Raw genomic sequence first — 14,555 nt, 5'->3', positions numbered from 1 at the left:
TTTGCTAGAGCGCCGGGGCAGGAGCTGCCGCGGCGCTCGATCCGGCCGCAGTTGCCGCTGATTGCTCCTCCGGTTTGGAAGGCAATGCCTGCAGGTGCAGCGTGCGCGGATGCAGTGCCTCCATATAGGTTTCCGAACGGCCGATATAGATCATGCTGGTCTCCGGCATGGTGGTGAGCAGCCTGGTCATCGTGTGCTGCCATTCGGGCTCCATGCCTTCGAGCACCTCGTCGAAAACGACCCAGCGCGGCTTCACGAGCAGCAGGCGGGCAAAAGCGATTGCCTTCTGCTCATCGGCATCGAGAAGCTTGTCCCAGCGTGCGCGGCTATCAAGGCGGGCTACAAGCGAATGCAAGCCCGCAGCCTCAAGTGCGGCTTCGATGGCCGTCCTATCAAAGGCCTCGGGTTTTCCCGGGAAAGCGATCGCCTCGCGCAGCGTGCCGCCCGGTACATAGGCGACCTGGGGGATGAACAGAATGTCGTCAATCGGGGGCAGGCCGATCGTGCCCTTGCCGCAGGGCCAAAGGCCTGCCATGGCCTGGAAGAGCAGGCGGCGGTTCACGCTGTGATCGCCGTTGATCATGACCTTTTCCCCGGCCTTGATCACCACGTCCGTCTCACGCAAGCGGAAGCCGCCGCAATCATCGATCTCCTCGCCAAGCTTGGCGACGATGACGATATCCTTCAGCGTCAACGTATCAGGTGCGGTTTTCTCATAGACGATGGAATCCTTCAAATCGAAGCCATCATCCATCTCCTGAAGCGCCTGGCGGAAGTCGGTGACACGCATCAATGTCGCGCGCCATTCGGCGATCGGGCCGAAATTCGCTACATACCAGCGCAACGCGGTATTGACCTGGTTGAACGCGCCGACCGACATCATCAGCTGCCCGAAGGTCAGGCCGCCGGAAAAATAAGCGGGCGCGGCGACGATGATCGGAATGACGATGACCAGCCAGCCATAGCCTGCCGAAACCCAGGTCAGGTTGGTATTGGCCATGGCGAGCCGCTTGATGACCGCGAGAACGTTGCTGATATCGTTGTTGATCCGCTTGCGCTCGTTCTCTTCGCCGCGCGCTACTGTGATCGCCGGCATATTTTCGTTGGCATGCATCAGCGCAAAGCGCAACTCGGCTTCCTTGGAAAACCGGTCGGCATTGAGCTTGACGAGCTTGCGGCCGACGACCTGGCTCAATACCGAGGCCGATGCAGCATAAAAGATTGCCGCCCAGACCATATAGCCGGGGATGGTGAAGTTGTAGCCGCTGATCCGGAAGATGAAGCCGCTCGAAAGCTCCCACAACACGCCGATGAAGCTGACGAGCAGAATGGTCGACTGCAGGAGGCCAAGGGCGAGGTTGGTCGTGCTTTCAGCGAGATTGCGAGAATCTTCGTGCAGGCGCTGGTCGGGATTAACGCCGAGGATGCCGATGGTGGAGAGTTTGAGGGCACGCTTGCGCTCCAGCCACTGATCGACGAGATCGCGCGAAAGACCTTCGCGCATGTAAAGCGCCGTCATCTGGTTCAGCCATGCCTGCAGCACGTTGAGCAGCAGCAGCGCACCGGCGATCATCGCGAAGACTTCGAGCTGGCGGAAAAATTCGCCAAGATCACGACGCTCAAGGGAATCGTAGAAAGGGGCGTTCCATTCGTTGAGGATCACCTGTCCATAGGCGGTCGCCAGGATGATGACCACCAGCAGGATCGCAAGCGCGACGACCTTGCCGCGGACCTGCGAATTCCAGAATGCGGAGAACATCACTCCAAGCCGATATGTCAGGCTGAGATCGTATCCCACCCGGTCCTGATTCTGGATGCCCTTCCCCCCTTTGACGTCAGTTTTCATTATTTTTTCCAAAATCGCCCATCACACCATTAATACCATGGGGGCGTTACTGGTCCATCAACAGATTCCACCACCCATAAAGAAAGCGTGATGGATTGGACAGTTGTTCTTATTGACAGTTGATTCGCGGGCGCACTGGCGTTAATTATGATGTCTCGTGGTGATTTGGCCGGCCGGCTTGCAGCCACGTTAAATAAGTCGCTAAAGGGCCGCGTGCGGACCGGTAGCGATTCTTTCGCCGCCGGTTTTTTATTTTGATCGAGTTGACCGCAATGCCCATCAAGATCCCCGATACGCTGCCAGCCTTCGAAACCCTCGTCAACGAGGGCGTGAGGGTGATGACCGAAACGGTGGCGATCCGTCAGGATATCCGCCCGCTGCAGATCGGGCTGCTCAACCTCATGCCGAACAAGATCAAGACCGAAGTGCAGATGGCGCGCCTCGTCGGCGCTTCGCCGCTGCAGGTGGAATTCTCGCTGATCCGCGTCGGCAACCACAAGGCCAAGAACACGTCTGAAGAACATCTGCTCGCCTTCTACCAGACCTGGGAGGAAGTGAAGCACCGCAAGTTTGACGGCTTCATCATCACGGGCGCGCCAATCGAGACGCTGCCTTACGAGGACGTTACCTATTGGAAGGAAATGCAGCAGATTTTCGACTGGACGCAGACAAATGTCCATTCGACCATGAATGTCTGCTGGGGCGCGATGGCGGGGATCTATCATTTCCACGGCGTGCCGAAGTATGAGCTGAAGGAAAAGGCCTTCGGCGTTTACCGCCACCGCAATCTCAAGCCGTCCTCGGTTTATCTCAACGGTTTCTCCGACAATTTCGAGGTTCCGGTGTCGCGGTGGACCGAGGTGCGCCGGACCGACATCGAGAAGATCGACGGCCTCGAGATCCTGATGGAATCGAGTGAGATGGGCGTCTGTCTCGTGCACGAGCCGAAGGGCCGGCGGCTTTATATCTTCAATCACGTCGAATACGATTCCACGTCTCTTTCGGACGAATATTTCCGCGACGTGAATGCCGGCGTGCCGATCAAAATGCCGCACAACTATTTCCCGCATAACGACCCGGCGATCGCGCCGCAGAACCGCTGGCGCAGCCATGCGCATCTGCTTTTCGGCAACTGGATCAACGAGATCTACCAGACGACATCCTACGATATCGAAGAGATCGGCTCGGACATCTGAGCGTCACCAGTCAGGTTTAGAAATGACGCCGTCGCATTTCTGCGGCGGCGTTTTGTTTTCCGGCCCTGCCCGGTTGCGGTTTGCGGCGAATGGGGGCAGGTTCCGGTTCCTGAATCCTAGGGATGGAGTGAGCGTCGATCATGGCGGACAAATTGGAACGGGAAGTTTTCGGACAGACGAAGGACGGAGAGACCGTCCATCGTGTCGTCATCCGCGGCGGCGGACTGACGGTCAAGGTATTGAGCTGGGGCGCGGTCATCCAGGATGCGCGGCTGGAGGGTCATGACGCATCGCTCGTGCTCGGCTTCGAGGATTTCGAAGGCTATCTTGCTCATTCGCCCTTCTTCGGCGCGACGCCGGGACGCTTTGCAAACCGCATCGGCGACGGAAAGTTTTCGCTCGACGGCAAGAACTACCAGCTCGAACTGAACGAGAAGGGCGTTACGCATCTTCACGGCGGCAGCAACAATATCGGTACGCTCGTCTGGACGATCGTCGAGCACGAGACCGACCGTGTCGTACTGAAGATCGTCGATCCCGATGGCCGCGCCGGTTATCCCGGCAACTGCACGATCCAGGCGACCTATCGCGTGCATGGCAACGGCGAGCTTTCTGTCAACTACGAGACGGTGACGGATCAGCCGACGATCGCCAATGTCTGCCAACACTCCTATTTCAATCTCGACGGCCGGGAGGATGCACTGGCGCATGACATCATGATCGCCGCCGACCACTACCTGCCGACCAACGAGAAGCAGATACCGACCGGCGAGATCCGCTCCGTCGAGGGCACCGCGTTCGATTTCCGGGTGATGGCGCCGATGAAGCGTTTCGACGGTCAGGAGCAGGCGCTCTATGACCATAATTTCTGCTTCTCGCGCGAGCGCACGGCCAAGCGCTCGGTCGTGCTTGCCCGCAGCCTGCACTCCGGCGTCTCGCTGGAGGTGCGCACGACCGAGCCGGGCGTACAGTTCTATGCCGGTTTCAAGCTCGGTGTGCCCGTGCCTGGTCTTGGCGGCCGGAAATATGGTCCTTTCGCCGGCTTTTGCCTCGAGACCCAGATCTGGCCTGACGCCATCAACCATGCGGCCTTTCCGAACGCGGTTCTGCGTCCCGGTGAGGTGCTGCGGCAGGAAACGGACTACATCTTCACGAAGAGCTGAGCTCAGCGTCCGGCCTAGATCAATGAAACCCTCGCGGTGTCTCGCGAGGGTTTTTCTTTTCGGCGGAATGAATCTGCTTGCCGATTGGTTCTAAATAGGTTCTATTGTGTGTCCATGGATAGAACCAGTCTGATAGCGGAACTGAATGGCCGTGGGCTGCGAGACGAGGCGGCAACTGGACCGCTTTACAAGCGGCTGGCGCAGGCCCTCACCGGTCTCATCCAGGAAGGTCTGCTGAAACCCGGAACAGCGCTGCCCGGCGAACGCGACCTGGCGGAAGCCCTGAAGCTTGGCCGGGTGACGGTTCGGACAGCCTATCGCGACCTCATGACATCGGGCGCGCTGGAATCGCGCCATGGCAGCGGCACTTTCGTTTCCAGCAGGGTGGAGCGCATGGAGCAGTCGTTGTGGCGGCTTTCCTCCTTCTCGGCGGACATGCGCTCCCGCGGGCGCTCGCCGGCGGCGAAGATCCTGTCGCGCACCATCAACAATCCCTCCCCGGAAGAATCCTTCCTGCTTGGTCTCGGTGTGGATGAGCCGGTTTTGCGGCTCGATCGCCTTCGTCTGGCCGACGGGCTGCCGCTCGCGATCGAACGCGCCGTCGTGCCGGTCAAATTTCTCGGCGAGGATGCCGGCGGCGAAGGCTCGCTCTATGATGCGCTTGCCCAGAGCGGCCACAAGCCGGTGCGCGCCATGCAGCGCCTGACCGCCGTCACGCTCGATCCTTCATCGGCGGCTATTCTTGCCGTGAAGGCCGGTGCGCCGGCGCTTCTGATCGAACGCGTTTCACGCCTGGAAGACCAGCGTGTCGTCGAATACACCCGCTCGCACTATCGTGGTGACGCCTATGATTTCGTTGCCGAATTGAGAATTGGAGATGACCTATGAGTGAGAACCAGTCGCTGATGCTGCAGGAAGCGGGCGAGTCGCCCGAGGTGGTCGCCACCCTGCTCGAAAAGGAAAAGCCGGCTTTTGCCGAAATCGCCCGGCTGTTCTCCTCCGCTCGCCCGAGCGTCGTGACGACGGCGGCGCGCGGTTCTTCCGACCATGCCGCGACCTTCTTCAAATATCTGTTCGAGATTACTTGCGGCGTGCCGGTCGCCTCGATCGGCCCGTCTATCGCCTCCGTCTATAACGCGCCCCTGCATCTGAAGGGCGGCATCCATTTCACCGTCTCACAGTCGGGCGCGAGCCCTGACATCGTGGCGCTGCAGGATGCGGCCAAGAAGGGCGGCGCAACGACGATTGCCGTGGTCAACGTCACAGACAGCCCCCTTGCGAACCAGGCCGATATCGTCCTCGGCCTCAACGCCGGCGCCGAAAAGAGCGTTGCAGCTACCAAGTCCTTCATTGCATCTGTCGCAGCCCTCACCGGTGTGACGGCTGCGATCGGCAGCAAGGCCGATCTGCAGGCGGCGCTCGAAAAACTGCCGGCCGCACTCGCTGCGACATCGGGCATCGATACGGCTGCTGCCGAGGAAGTTCTGTTCAACGCCGCCTCGCTCTATACCGGTGGCCGCGGCACGGCTTTCGCCATTGCTCTCGAAGCTGCGCTGAAGGCCAAGGAGACTGCCGGCCTTCATGCCGAAGCCTTCTCTCTTGCGGAACTGATGCACGGGCCGATGCGCCTGGTGCAGCCGGGCTTCCCGATTGTCGGCTTCGTGCCTGAAGATGCGGCCTTCGACAACAACGTGAAGGCCCTCGATCGGCTGCAGAAGCTCGGCGCTACCACCGTGCCCTTCTCGACGAGGCCTCTTGCCGGCGCTAATCTGCAGGTTCCGACGACCGGCAACGGTCTCGTTGATCCCCTGGTTTCGCTGCTCGTCTATTACCGTCTGATCGAGTCCGTCACACGTCGCAAGGGGTTCGACCCTGACAAGCCGGCAAACCTGCTCAAGGTGACGGAGACCGTCTGATGCCCCACAAGATCTTCACCGGCGCTCGTATCTTCGATGGCGAACGCTTCCATGACGAGCGGGCGCTGATCGTCAAGGACGGACGCGTCGAGGCGATCGTCGGCCTGAATGATCTGCCCGAGGGCGATGTCGTGACGTTGGCAGGCGGCATATTGTCTGCCGGTTTCATCGATGCGCAAGTCAATGGCGGTGGCGGCCGCATGCTGAACGACGAGCCGTCGCCGAACTCGATGTACATGATTGCCGACGGACATCGGCCGTATGGAACGACGGCGCTGCTGCCGACGCTTATTACCGATACGGCAGAAGCGACGGCTGCCGCGATCGCGGCGGCAAAGATTGCGGTGAAGACGAACCGGGGCGTTGCCGGCCTGCATCTCGAAGGTCCGCATCTGGCGCCGGCGCGCAAGGGTGCGCATCTCGCCGAGCTGATGCGTCCGGTCGAAGACAGGGATGTCAAATCGTTCATCGCCGCGCGCGAGGAAATCGGCACACTGCTCGTCACCATGGCGGCGGAGCAGGTGACGGTTTCTCAGGTGCGCGAACTCAGCGAAGCCGGGGTCATCGTCAGCATCGGCCATTCCGACAGCACGAGCGAGGCAGCCGAGGCGCGTTTCGATGCGGGCGCACGTGGTGTCACGCATCTTTTCAACGCCATGAGCCAGCTGGCGCACCGCGCGCCGGGTCTTGTTGGTGCTGCAATCGATCATCCGTCCGTCTGGTGCGGCATCATTGCCGATGGACATCACGTCGATCCGAAGGCGTTGCGAACGGCACTGCGTGCCAAGCGCGGCGAAGGCAAGCTTTTCTTTGTGACCGATGCCATGTCGCTGGTCGGCTCCGAGATGGATACGTTCACACTGAACGGCCGTACCGTGCGGCGCGAAAGGGGCGGTTTCTGCTCCAAACTCGTGCTGTCGGACGGCACGCTGGCGGGTTCGGATGTCGATATGGCTTCGACGATCCGTTACGGCGTCACCTATTTGGAGCTGACGCTTGCCGAGGCACTGAGGATGGCGACGCTGTATCCGGCGCGCTTCCTGAAGCTTGCCGATCGTGGTCAGCTTTCGCCGGGCGCGCGCGCTGATCTCGTGCATTTCACCGATGCGATAGAAGTGACGGCAACCTGGCTCAACGGCGAAATGGCGTGAAGGAGAGTGGCCGATGACTGACATTACGGACGCCTATTTCACCAATCTCATCGGCCGGCTTGAGGAGCTGAAGCGGGTGCTTGCCGCCCCGATGGCGCAGGCTGCCGCTGTAATCCTCGAGGCGGCCCGTGGCGACAAGCGCGTCTATGTCTTCGGCACCGGCCATTCGCATATGCTGGCGGAAGAGGTGCATTATCGGGCTGGTGGGCTCGCCTTCACGGTGCCCATTCTCGTCGGCTCGGCCATGCTGCATGAGGGGGCGGTCATCAGCTCGGTCTATGAGCGCACGCAGGGCCTGGTGCGGCCGATGCTGGAGCGTTACGGCATGCAGCCGGGCGATGTCATCATCATCGCCTCCAATTCGGGCGTGAATGCCGCGCCGATCGAGGCGGCCGACTACGCGCGCGAGATCGGCGCAAAGGTGATAGCCATTACCTCGATCGCCTATTCGACAGCGATTGCCAATGGCCGCCGGCGGCTTGCCGATGTGGCCGACGTGGTTCTGGATAACGGGCTGCCGCCGGGTGACGCTGTCCTCGATCTCGAAGGCACGGGTCTTCGTGTCGGTCCGGTGTCTACGGCGGTCGGGGTGACGGTCATCAACGCCATCTTCGCAGATGTTGCTTCGCAGCTTTCGAAATCCGGTGACGCGCCCGTCTATCTCAGCGCCAATATGCCGGGTGCGGCTGAGATCAATCAGAAGCTGGTGAAGAAGTACCGGCCGCGTAATCCTCATCTCTGAGTAAATAGGCCGGCATGCTGCTGGCCTATTTGCTGTCTGGCCATCGGGCAAAAATGAAAACGGCCCGAAGCGGTTGCTTCAGGCCGTTTTAAACTCTGAACACTGATGCAATCAGTCCTTGGCACGCTCGACGTAGGAATTGTCTTCCGTCGCGATGACGACGCGGGTGCCGGCATCGATATGCGGCGGAACCGAGGTGCGGATGCCGTTCGACAGCATGGCCGGCTTGTAGGAAGAAGACGCCGTCTGGCCCTTGACGACCGGTTCGGTCTCGACGATCTCAAGCGTGACGTGACGCGGCAGTTCCAGCGCCAGCGGATTGCCTTCGTGGATCGACAGGATGCAGGTCATGCCCTCCTGGAGGTAAGCCTTCTGGTCGCCCATGGTTTCGGCGCTGACGACGACCTGGTCGTAGGTGGCCGGGTTCATGAAGTGGAAGCCTTCGCCATCTTCGTAGAGGTACTGGAAATTGACGTCTTCCACGAAGGCGCGCTCGACCTGTTCGGTCGTACGCCAGCGTTCGGAAACCTTCACGCCGTCGACGATGCGACGCATGTCGACCTGGGTGACCGGCGTGCCCTTGCCCGGGTGGAAATTCTGAGCCGTGAGAACGACGTAGAGCTTGCCGTCGACATCGAGAACGTTGCCCTTGCGGACCGAAGAGGCGATGACCTTGACCATAAGACTTCCTTGTAAGTCGGCTTTCGGCGTCGTAGAGGACAGTCAGAATAGTCCTGAAGACGCAAAATGTTTTTTCTTCGGGGCGGCACTAACCTAAAATCGCGGAAATAGCCACCCCATCCCCGCCGAATCCGGCAAGGAAGCGTTGTATGAACCTCACGAGCGCCAAGGCGTCTCCCTGGTGGACACCATCAGTGCATGCCGATCGCCGTCCGTTCCTCATCGGGCGCAACGCGATCCAGTCAGCGCTGCGGGGTTATTTTGCCCGTGAGGACTTCATTGAGGTCGATACGGCGACGCTGCAGGTGTCTCCCGGCAATGAGGCGCATCTGCATGCCTTCGCAACGCAGGCGCTGACGACGGACGGACAGGCTGCGCCCTTTTACCTACACACATCGCCGGAGTTTGCCTGCAAGAAGCTTCTGGCCGCCGGTGAAGAACGCATCGCCTGCTTTGCGCATGTCTACCGCAACCGCGAGCGCGGGCCGCTGCACCATCCGGAGTTCACTATGCTCGAATGGTATCGGGCGGGTGAAAGCTATGAGAGCCTGATGATGGATTGCGTGCGCATGCTGGCGCTCGCTGCCGAGACGGTCAAGACCGCAATGCTTGCCTATCGCGGGACCGAGTGCGATCCCTTCGCCGGGCCGGAGCGTATCAGCGTCGCAGAAGCGTTCGCCCGCCATGCCGGCATCGATCTTCTGGCTTCTGTATCTGCTGACGGCTTGACCGATCGCGCGCATCTTGCCGCCGAAATGCGGCGGATCGGCATGCGCGTTGCCGATGATGATCATTGGGCCGATCTTTTCAGCCGGGTACTGGTGGAAAAGGTTGAGCCGCATCTCGGCTTCGGCCGCGTCACCATTCTCGACGAATATCCTGTTTCGGAAGCGGCTCTCGCGCGACCTTCGGCAGGCGATCCGCGCGTGGCGGAGCGCTTCGAGCTCTATGCTTGCGGCGTCGAGCTTGCCAACGGCTTCGGCGAACTGACCAATGCCGCAGAACAGCGGCGGCGTTTCGAGATCGAGATGACCGAGAAGATGCGCGTCTATGGTGAGACCTATCCGCTCGACGAGGATTTTCTGGCTGCGCTGGCGATCATGCCGGAAGCGAGCGGGATCGCGCTCGGCTTCGACCGGCTTGTGATGCTGGCGACGGGAGCGTCGCGGATCGATCAGGTGCTCTGGGCGCCTGTTGCGGAGTATGGTCGATGAACGTCTTGCGGCCGATCAAGAGTGTCGACGATCTCGTCAGATCAGGCCTGATCGAGGAGGCTGAGCGACTGGCGCTCGATGAGGTTGCTGCCCGCTATGCCATTGCGCTGACGCCTGCCATGGCAAGGTTGATCGATCATGCCGATCCGGCCGACCCGATTGCCCGGCAGTTTGTGCCCGATGCGGCGGAACTGGTGACCACGCCGGAGGAACGGGCCGATCCTATCGGCGACCATGCGCATAGCCCGGTGGAAGGGATCGTGCATCGCTATCCGGACCGCGTGCTGTTGAAAGCCGTGCATGTCTGCCCGGTCTATTGCCGCTTCTGCTTCCGGCGCGAGATGGTGGGGCCGCAGGGGCTTGGCACTCTCGAGCCGGCGGCGCTGGCTGCCGCCTTCGACTATATTCGCGGCCACAGCGAGATCTGGGAGGTGATCCTGACCGGTGGCGATCCGCTGGTTCTTTCACCACGTCGTCTCGGCGACATTCTAAGCGAGCTTGCGGCACTCCAGCATGTGAAAATCGTGCGCTTCCACACGCGGGTGCCGGTTGTCGACCCACAGAAGATCGATGCGGAACTGATCGCCGCACTGAAGGCGAGCGGCAAGACAGTTTATGTCGCGCTGCACGCCAACCATCCGCGCGAGCTGACTGCGGAAGCGCGCGCCGCCTGTGCCCGTCTGGTGGATGCCGGCATCGTCATGGTCAGCCAGTCGGTGCTTCTGAAAGGCGTCAACGATGATCCCGAAGTTCTGGCGGAACTGATGCGAGCCTTCGTCGAGGCACGGGTGAAGCCCTATTATCTGCACCATCCGGATCTTGCACCCGGCACCAGTCATTTCCGGCTGTCGATAGAGGAGGGGCAGAAGATCGTCTCCTCGCTTCGCGGTCGTATCTCCGGCCTTTGCCAGCCCACTTATATTCTCGATATTCCCGGCGGCTACGGCAAGGCCGTGATCGGCGAAAGCACCGTGCAGGCGACCGGCGAGGGTTGTTATTCGATTTCGGATTATCGTGGCAACGAGCATCCCTATCCGCCCGCAGATTGACGCACGAAACGCGCTCTTGGCGTACCATTTCTGCACTTCGCACGGCTTGAGCGACTTGCTGCCGGATTTCTCGGGCTATATCAAACTATTGATAGAAATGAAGTATTAGGCCTCAACTAAGCATGATCCGTAAAATGCAAAGTATGAGTCTTAGTCATATTTAACTAATTGTATTAGCGGAATGTTCTGTTTTCCCTACTAAAAGCACTCCCATGAAAAGGCGATGCATGCCGGCTCAGGATCATGAAAATCTGGAGTGAATGGGATGAACAAGACAGTCCGCGACCTCGTAGCCAAGTTCGGTAAGCTTCCTGTGCCCGTTGATCAGGTTGCCGACGATGCGGATCTCTACGCCGCGGGTCTGACGTCCTTTGCTTCCGTGCAACTCATGCTCGGCATCGAAGAGGCCTTCGACATCGAGTTTCCCGATAATCTCCTGAACCGCAAGTCCTTCGCGAGCATCTCGGCGATCGTCAAGACGGTCGATCTCATCCAGGATAGCCGAAAGGTCGCCTGATGAATTTCCCGGTCAAGATCACGGAAGACAGCCTGGTCGCAAGGGCTGCCCGCGTCGCCGAAATTGCGGCAAGACATGCGGATGCCGTCGATTTCGAAGGCCGGTTCCCGCAGGAAGCCGTCAACGCGATGAAGGCCGAGCGGCTGCTCGGTATCCAGATCCCCCGCCATCTTGGCGGCGAGGCTGCTTCCACGACCGATATTGCCGAATTGTGCTCGATGCTCGGCCAGACCTGTGCGGCAAGCGCGATGGTCTTCGCCATGCACCATATCAAGCTTTCGAGCCTCGTCGAACACGGCGTCGACAGCGAATGGCATAGTGCCTTCATGTGCCGCATCGCCGCCGAACAGCTTCTGATCGCTTCCGCCACCACCGAAGGGGGGATCGGCGGCAACCTGCGCAACAGCATCTGCGCGATCGAAATCGACGGCGATATCTGCAGGCTGCAAAAGGACGCGACCGTCATTTCCTATGGCTCGCATGCCGACGCTATTCTCATCACTTCACGCAGCCATCCGCAGGCCGCCTCTTCCGATCAGGTCCTGACCGCCTTCCTGAAAGATCAGTACACGCTCGAAAAGACGCATGCCTGGAACACGCTCGGCATGCGCGGTACCTGCTCCGACGGCTTCCTGTTCAAGGGCGAAGCACCGGCTAAACAGATCCTGCCCAAACCCTTTGCTGAGATTGCTGCCCAATCGATGCTTGCCTCTTCGCATCTGCTCTGGAGCGGCGTGTGGTATGGTATCGCGGTTGACGCCGTTTCCCGCGCGCAGGCTTTCGTGCGCGCTGCTGCCCGCAAGTCTCCCGATGCTACCCCGCCCGGCGCGCTTCGCCTCGCTGAGGTTTCCAACCTCCTGCAGATGGTGAAGTCGAATGTGGTTGCCGGCCTCAAGGCCTATGAGGACGCCAAGGCTGACGGCGACAAGCTTTCCTCGATGGGCTTTGCCGTGGCGATGAACAACGTCAAGATCGCTTCCTCGGAAACGATCCTGGAGATCGTCAATCATGCCATGCTGATATGCGGCATCATGGGCTACAAGAACGGTACGCCCTTCAGCCTCGGACGCCATCTGCGCGATGCGCATTCCGCGCAGCTCATGATCTCGAACGACCGCATCCTCGGCAATACGTCGAGCATGCTCCTTGTCCATAAGCAGGACACTAGCCTACTGGGGTAAAGCCATGGATATGCAGACTTCGTTTCTGGACCGGCTCTTCGAGTCCGGCCTGCTGATCGATACCGGCGTTGACGGTCTTTATGGCCGCAGCGGCCAGTTCGAAGACGTCATCGCCGCTTTTGAACGGCTGATCGACAGGTTCGGTGGCGCCGATGGCGCCGAAGCGATGCGTTTCCCGCCCGGCATGAACCGTGCGCTCTTCGAAAAGAGCGGCTACATGAAGAGCTTCCCGCAGCTTGCCGGCACGGTGCACAGCTTCTGCGGCAGCGAACTCGACCATATGAGCCTGCTGCAATGTATGGAAGTCGGCGAGGACTGGACCAAGGATCAGAAGGCGACCGATATCGTTCTGACGCCTGCCGCCTGCTACCCGCTTTATCCGACAGTTGCCAAGCGCGGCAACCTGCCGGCCAAGGGTGGCCTCTTCGATCTCCAGTCCTACTGCTTCCGCCATGAACCCTCGAAGGATCCGGCCCGCCAGCAGCTTTTCCGCATGCGCGAATATGTCTGCATGGGCACAGAGCAGCATGTAACCGATTTCCGTCAGAGCTGGATGGACCGCGGCGTCGAAATGATGAAGCAGGTCGGCCTCGATGTGACGATCGATGTTGCCAACGACCCGTTCTTCGGCCGAGCTGGCAAGATGATGGTCAACAACCAGCGCGACCAGAACTTGAAGTTCGAGCTACTGATCCCGATCACCTCGTCGGCAAACCCGACCGCGTGCATGAGCTTCAACTACCATCAGGACTCTTTCGGTGTGAAATGGGGCCTGAACCTCGAAGATGGCAGCGTGGCTCACACGGCTTGCGTCGGCTTCGGCCTCGAGCGCATCGCGCTCGCGCTCTTCCATCACCACGGCCTCGACGTCAAGGAATGGCCGGCCAGCGTACGGAAAGTCCTGTGGGGCTGAGCGGTTCCATGACCTCGGTTTTTGCGGGTATCGATCCCGATACCTACAAGCCACATGCGCTGCATTCCGGCGAGCGCATGTGGCCGGAGACCAATTGTTATATCGATCTCTGGATCGAGGTGCTCTCGACTTTCGGCGTCGCACCCGAAGCGATGCTCGGCTTTACGCTGACGCAGGATTTCGAGGGCGACCAGTTCACCTTCTTCAAGGTGCCGCTGGAGGATCTCGAAGCGCTCTATGGCATCCGCACGACCGAACTTGCGATCTACGACCGCGTGGAGCGGCACGCCGAAGCGCAGATCGCTCGCGGGCGGCTCTGCCTGATCGAGATGGATTCCTTCTATATGCCGGATACGCGCGGCACCGCCTACCGGCAGGAGCACGGCAAGACCACGGTTGCGATCAACCGGCTGGACTTTGCCGGCAAGCGCGTCGACTATTTCCACAATGCCGGTTATTTCCGTATCGAGGGCGAAGATTTCGACGGGCTGTTCCAGTCGCATCTGACAGCTCAGGATGCGCCATTCCTGCCCTACACGGAATTCGCCAAGTTTCCGGAGCAGCCGGTAGGTGAAACGCATCTGCGTGAGGTTTCTCGCCGACTCCTTCACTTCCATTTCGCCCGCCGCCCGGGTGCCAATCCAATCCGCGCCTTTGCAGAAGTCTTCCCGCTGCAGGTTGAAGCGCTGGCTGATCGGCCCTTCGGCTTCTTCCACAAATATGCCTTCAACACGCTCAGACAGGTGGGGGCGAATTTCGAATTAGCGGCCGATCATCTGGCCTGGCTTTCGGCCGGCGAGTTCGGAGTCGCGATCGAGGAAGCACGCCGCATCTCGGAGGTGGCGAAGTCTGTTCAGTTCCAGCTGGCGCGTGCTGTCACCCGCCGCAAGTTCGAGCCGTTGAAAGCGGCCCTTGATCCGGCTGCCGATGCATGGGATTCGATGATGGCATCGCTCGCGGAGCGGGCCTGAAGCCGGAGATCTGAC

The 14,555-nt window shown here is 60.2% G+C and carries 14 protein-coding genes and 1 riboswitch; of the genes, 12 read left to right on the top strand and 2 right to left on the bottom strand.

Features of this window, described 5'->3' with window-relative positions; genetic code table 11:
• Window positions 1-4: 4 nt before the first annotated feature.
• Window positions 5-1,846 carry an ABC transporter ATP-binding protein/permease gene (locus tag LVY75_31855; GenBank protein ID XAZ23342.1) on the bottom strand — a complete coding sequence of 614 codons (1,842 nt, stop codon included), beginning with the start codon at window positions 1,844-1,846 and terminating at the stop codon, window positions 5-7.
• A gap of 147 nt (window positions 1,847-1,993) precedes the next feature.
• Window positions 1,994-2,071: riboswitch (SAM riboswitch) on the top strand.
• Window positions 2,072-2,118: 47 nt separating this feature from the next.
• Between LVY75_31855 and metA the strand changes: the two genes are divergently transcribed.
• From metA to LVY75_31825, 6 genes are all read left to right on the top strand, one after another.
• Complete coding sequence (gene metA / locus LVY75_31850; protein ID XAZ23341.1) at window positions 2,119-3,042, top strand: homoserine O-succinyltransferase; 924 nt, start codon at window positions 2,119-2,121, stop codon at window positions 3,040-3,042.
• Between the two features lie 140 nt (window positions 3,043-3,182).
• A complete protein-coding gene (locus LVY75_31845; GenBank protein XAZ23340.1) occupies window positions 3,183-4,205 on the top strand; it encodes a galactose mutarotase in 1,023 nt (340 codons plus the stop codon).
• A 114-nt stretch (window positions 4,206-4,319) separates the two neighbouring features.
• Entirely contained in the window at window positions 4,320-5,093 is a 774-nt protein-coding gene (locus LVY75_31840) for a GntR family transcriptional regulator (GenBank protein ID XAZ23339.1), read from the top strand.
• Window positions 5,090-6,121, top strand: coding sequence for an SIS domain-containing protein (locus tag LVY75_31835; GenBank protein ID XAZ23338.1), 1,032 nt, complete (start codon window positions 5,090-5,092; stop codon window positions 6,119-6,121). The genes LVY75_31840 and LVY75_31835 overlap by 4 nt, the downstream gene beginning before the upstream one ends.
• A complete protein-coding gene (gene nagA / locus LVY75_31830) occupies window positions 6,121-7,272 on the top strand; it encodes an N-acetylglucosamine-6-phosphate deacetylase (GenBank protein XAZ23337.1) in 1,152 nt (383 codons plus the stop codon). Before LVY75_31835 ends, nagA begins: the two co-directional genes overlap by 1 nt.
• Before the next feature lie 13 nt (window positions 7,273-7,285).
• Window positions 7,286-8,014 (top strand): SIS domain-containing protein, encoded by a 729-nt coding sequence (locus LVY75_31825; protein XAZ23336.1) that lies wholly within the window; start codon window positions 7,286-7,288, stop codon window positions 8,012-8,014.
• A 111-nt stretch (window positions 8,015-8,125) separates the two neighbouring features.
• Here LVY75_31825 and efp read toward each other — a convergent pair whose 3' ends face one another.
• Window positions 8,126-8,695: an elongation factor P gene (gene efp, locus LVY75_31820; protein ID XAZ23335.1), complete on the bottom strand. Its 570-nt coding sequence runs from the start codon at window positions 8,693-8,695 to the stop codon at window positions 8,126-8,128.
• Between the two features lie 149 nt (window positions 8,696-8,844).
• Here efp and genX point away from each other — a divergent pair, with 149 nt between their 5' ends.
• From genX to LVY75_31790, 6 genes are all read left to right on the top strand, one after another.
• Window positions 8,845-9,909 carry an EF-P lysine aminoacylase GenX gene (genX, locus tag LVY75_31815; GenBank protein XAZ23334.1) on the top strand — a complete coding sequence of 355 codons (1,065 nt, stop codon included), beginning with the start codon at window positions 8,845-8,847 and terminating at the stop codon, window positions 9,907-9,909.
• On the top strand, window positions 9,906-10,958 hold the full coding sequence (locus tag LVY75_31810; protein XAZ23333.1) for a lysine-2,3-aminomutase-like protein: 1,053 nt from the start codon (window positions 9,906-9,908) through the stop codon (window positions 10,956-10,958). The genes genX and LVY75_31810 overlap by 4 nt, the downstream gene beginning before the upstream one ends.
• Before the next feature lie 265 nt (window positions 10,959-11,223).
• A complete protein-coding gene (locus tag LVY75_31805) occupies window positions 11,224-11,475 on the top strand; it encodes an acyl carrier protein (protein ID XAZ23332.1) in 252 nt (83 codons plus the stop codon).
• Window positions 11,475-12,656 carry an acyl-CoA/acyl-ACP dehydrogenase gene (locus LVY75_31800; GenBank protein ID XAZ23331.1) on the top strand — a complete coding sequence of 394 codons (1,182 nt, stop codon included), beginning with the start codon at window positions 11,475-11,477 and terminating at the stop codon, window positions 12,654-12,656. Before LVY75_31805 ends, LVY75_31800 begins: the two co-directional genes overlap by 1 nt.
• A 4-nt stretch (window positions 12,657-12,660) precedes the next feature.
• A complete protein-coding gene (locus LVY75_31795) occupies window positions 12,661-13,569 on the top strand; it encodes an amino acid--[acyl-carrier-protein] ligase (GenBank protein XAZ23330.1) in 909 nt (302 codons plus the stop codon).
• Window positions 13,570-13,577: 8 nt separating this feature from the next.
• A complete protein-coding gene (locus LVY75_31790) occupies window positions 13,578-14,540 on the top strand; it encodes a DUF1839 family protein (GenBank protein XAZ23329.1) in 963 nt (320 codons plus the stop codon).
• Window positions 14,541-14,555: the final 15 nt, after the last annotated feature.

It is taken from the genome of Sinorhizobium sp. B11 (assembly GCA_039725955.1).
Taxonomy (GTDB): Bacteria; Pseudomonadota; Alphaproteobacteria; order Rhizobiales; family Rhizobiaceae; genus Rhizobium.
The sequence above is the reverse complement of the archived record's forward strand: the minus strand, read 5'-3'. Positions and strand labels throughout refer to the sequence as shown.

Excerpts from the sequence above, each read along its gene's own strand:
- LVY75_31855 (XAZ23342.1), bottom strand. The coding sequence starts at position 1,846 with ATGAAAACTGACGTCAAAGGGGGGAAGGGCATCCAGAATCAGGACCGG.
- metA (XAZ23341.1), top strand. The coding sequence starts at position 2,119 with ATGCCCATCAAGATCCCCGATACGCTGCCAGCCTTCGAAACCCTCGTC.
- LVY75_31845 (XAZ23340.1), top strand. The coding sequence starts at position 3,183 with ATGGCGGACAAATTGGAACGGGAAGTTTTCGGACAGACGAAGGACGGA.
- LVY75_31840 (XAZ23339.1), top strand. The coding sequence starts at position 4,320 with ATGGATAGAACCAGTCTGATAGCGGAACTGAATGGCCGTGGGCTGCGA.
- LVY75_31835 (XAZ23338.1), top strand. The coding sequence starts at position 5,090 with ATGAGTGAGAACCAGTCGCTGATGCTGCAGGAAGCGGGCGAGTCGCCC.
- nagA (XAZ23337.1), top strand. The coding sequence starts at position 6,121 with ATGCCCCACAAGATCTTCACCGGCGCTCGTATCTTCGATGGCGAACGC.
- LVY75_31825 (XAZ23336.1), top strand. The coding sequence starts at position 7,286 with ATGACTGACATTACGGACGCCTATTTCACCAATCTCATCGGCCGGCTT.
- efp (XAZ23335.1), bottom strand. The coding sequence starts at position 8,695 with ATGGTCAAGGTCATCGCCTCTTCGGTCCGCAAGGGCAACGTTCTCGAT.
- genX (XAZ23334.1), top strand. The coding sequence starts at position 8,845 with ATGAACCTCACGAGCGCCAAGGCGTCTCCCTGGTGGACACCATCAGTG.
- LVY75_31810 (XAZ23333.1), top strand. The coding sequence starts at position 9,906 with ATGAACGTCTTGCGGCCGATCAAGAGTGTCGACGATCTCGTCAGATCA.
- LVY75_31805 (XAZ23332.1), top strand. The coding sequence starts at position 11,224 with ATGAACAAGACAGTCCGCGACCTCGTAGCCAAGTTCGGTAAGCTTCCT.
- LVY75_31800 (XAZ23331.1), top strand. The coding sequence starts at position 11,475 with ATGAATTTCCCGGTCAAGATCACGGAAGACAGCCTGGTCGCAAGGGCT.
- LVY75_31795 (XAZ23330.1), top strand. The coding sequence starts at position 12,661 with ATGGATATGCAGACTTCGTTTCTGGACCGGCTCTTCGAGTCCGGCCTG.
- LVY75_31790 (XAZ23329.1), top strand. The coding sequence starts at position 13,578 with ATGACCTCGGTTTTTGCGGGTATCGATCCCGATACCTACAAGCCACAT.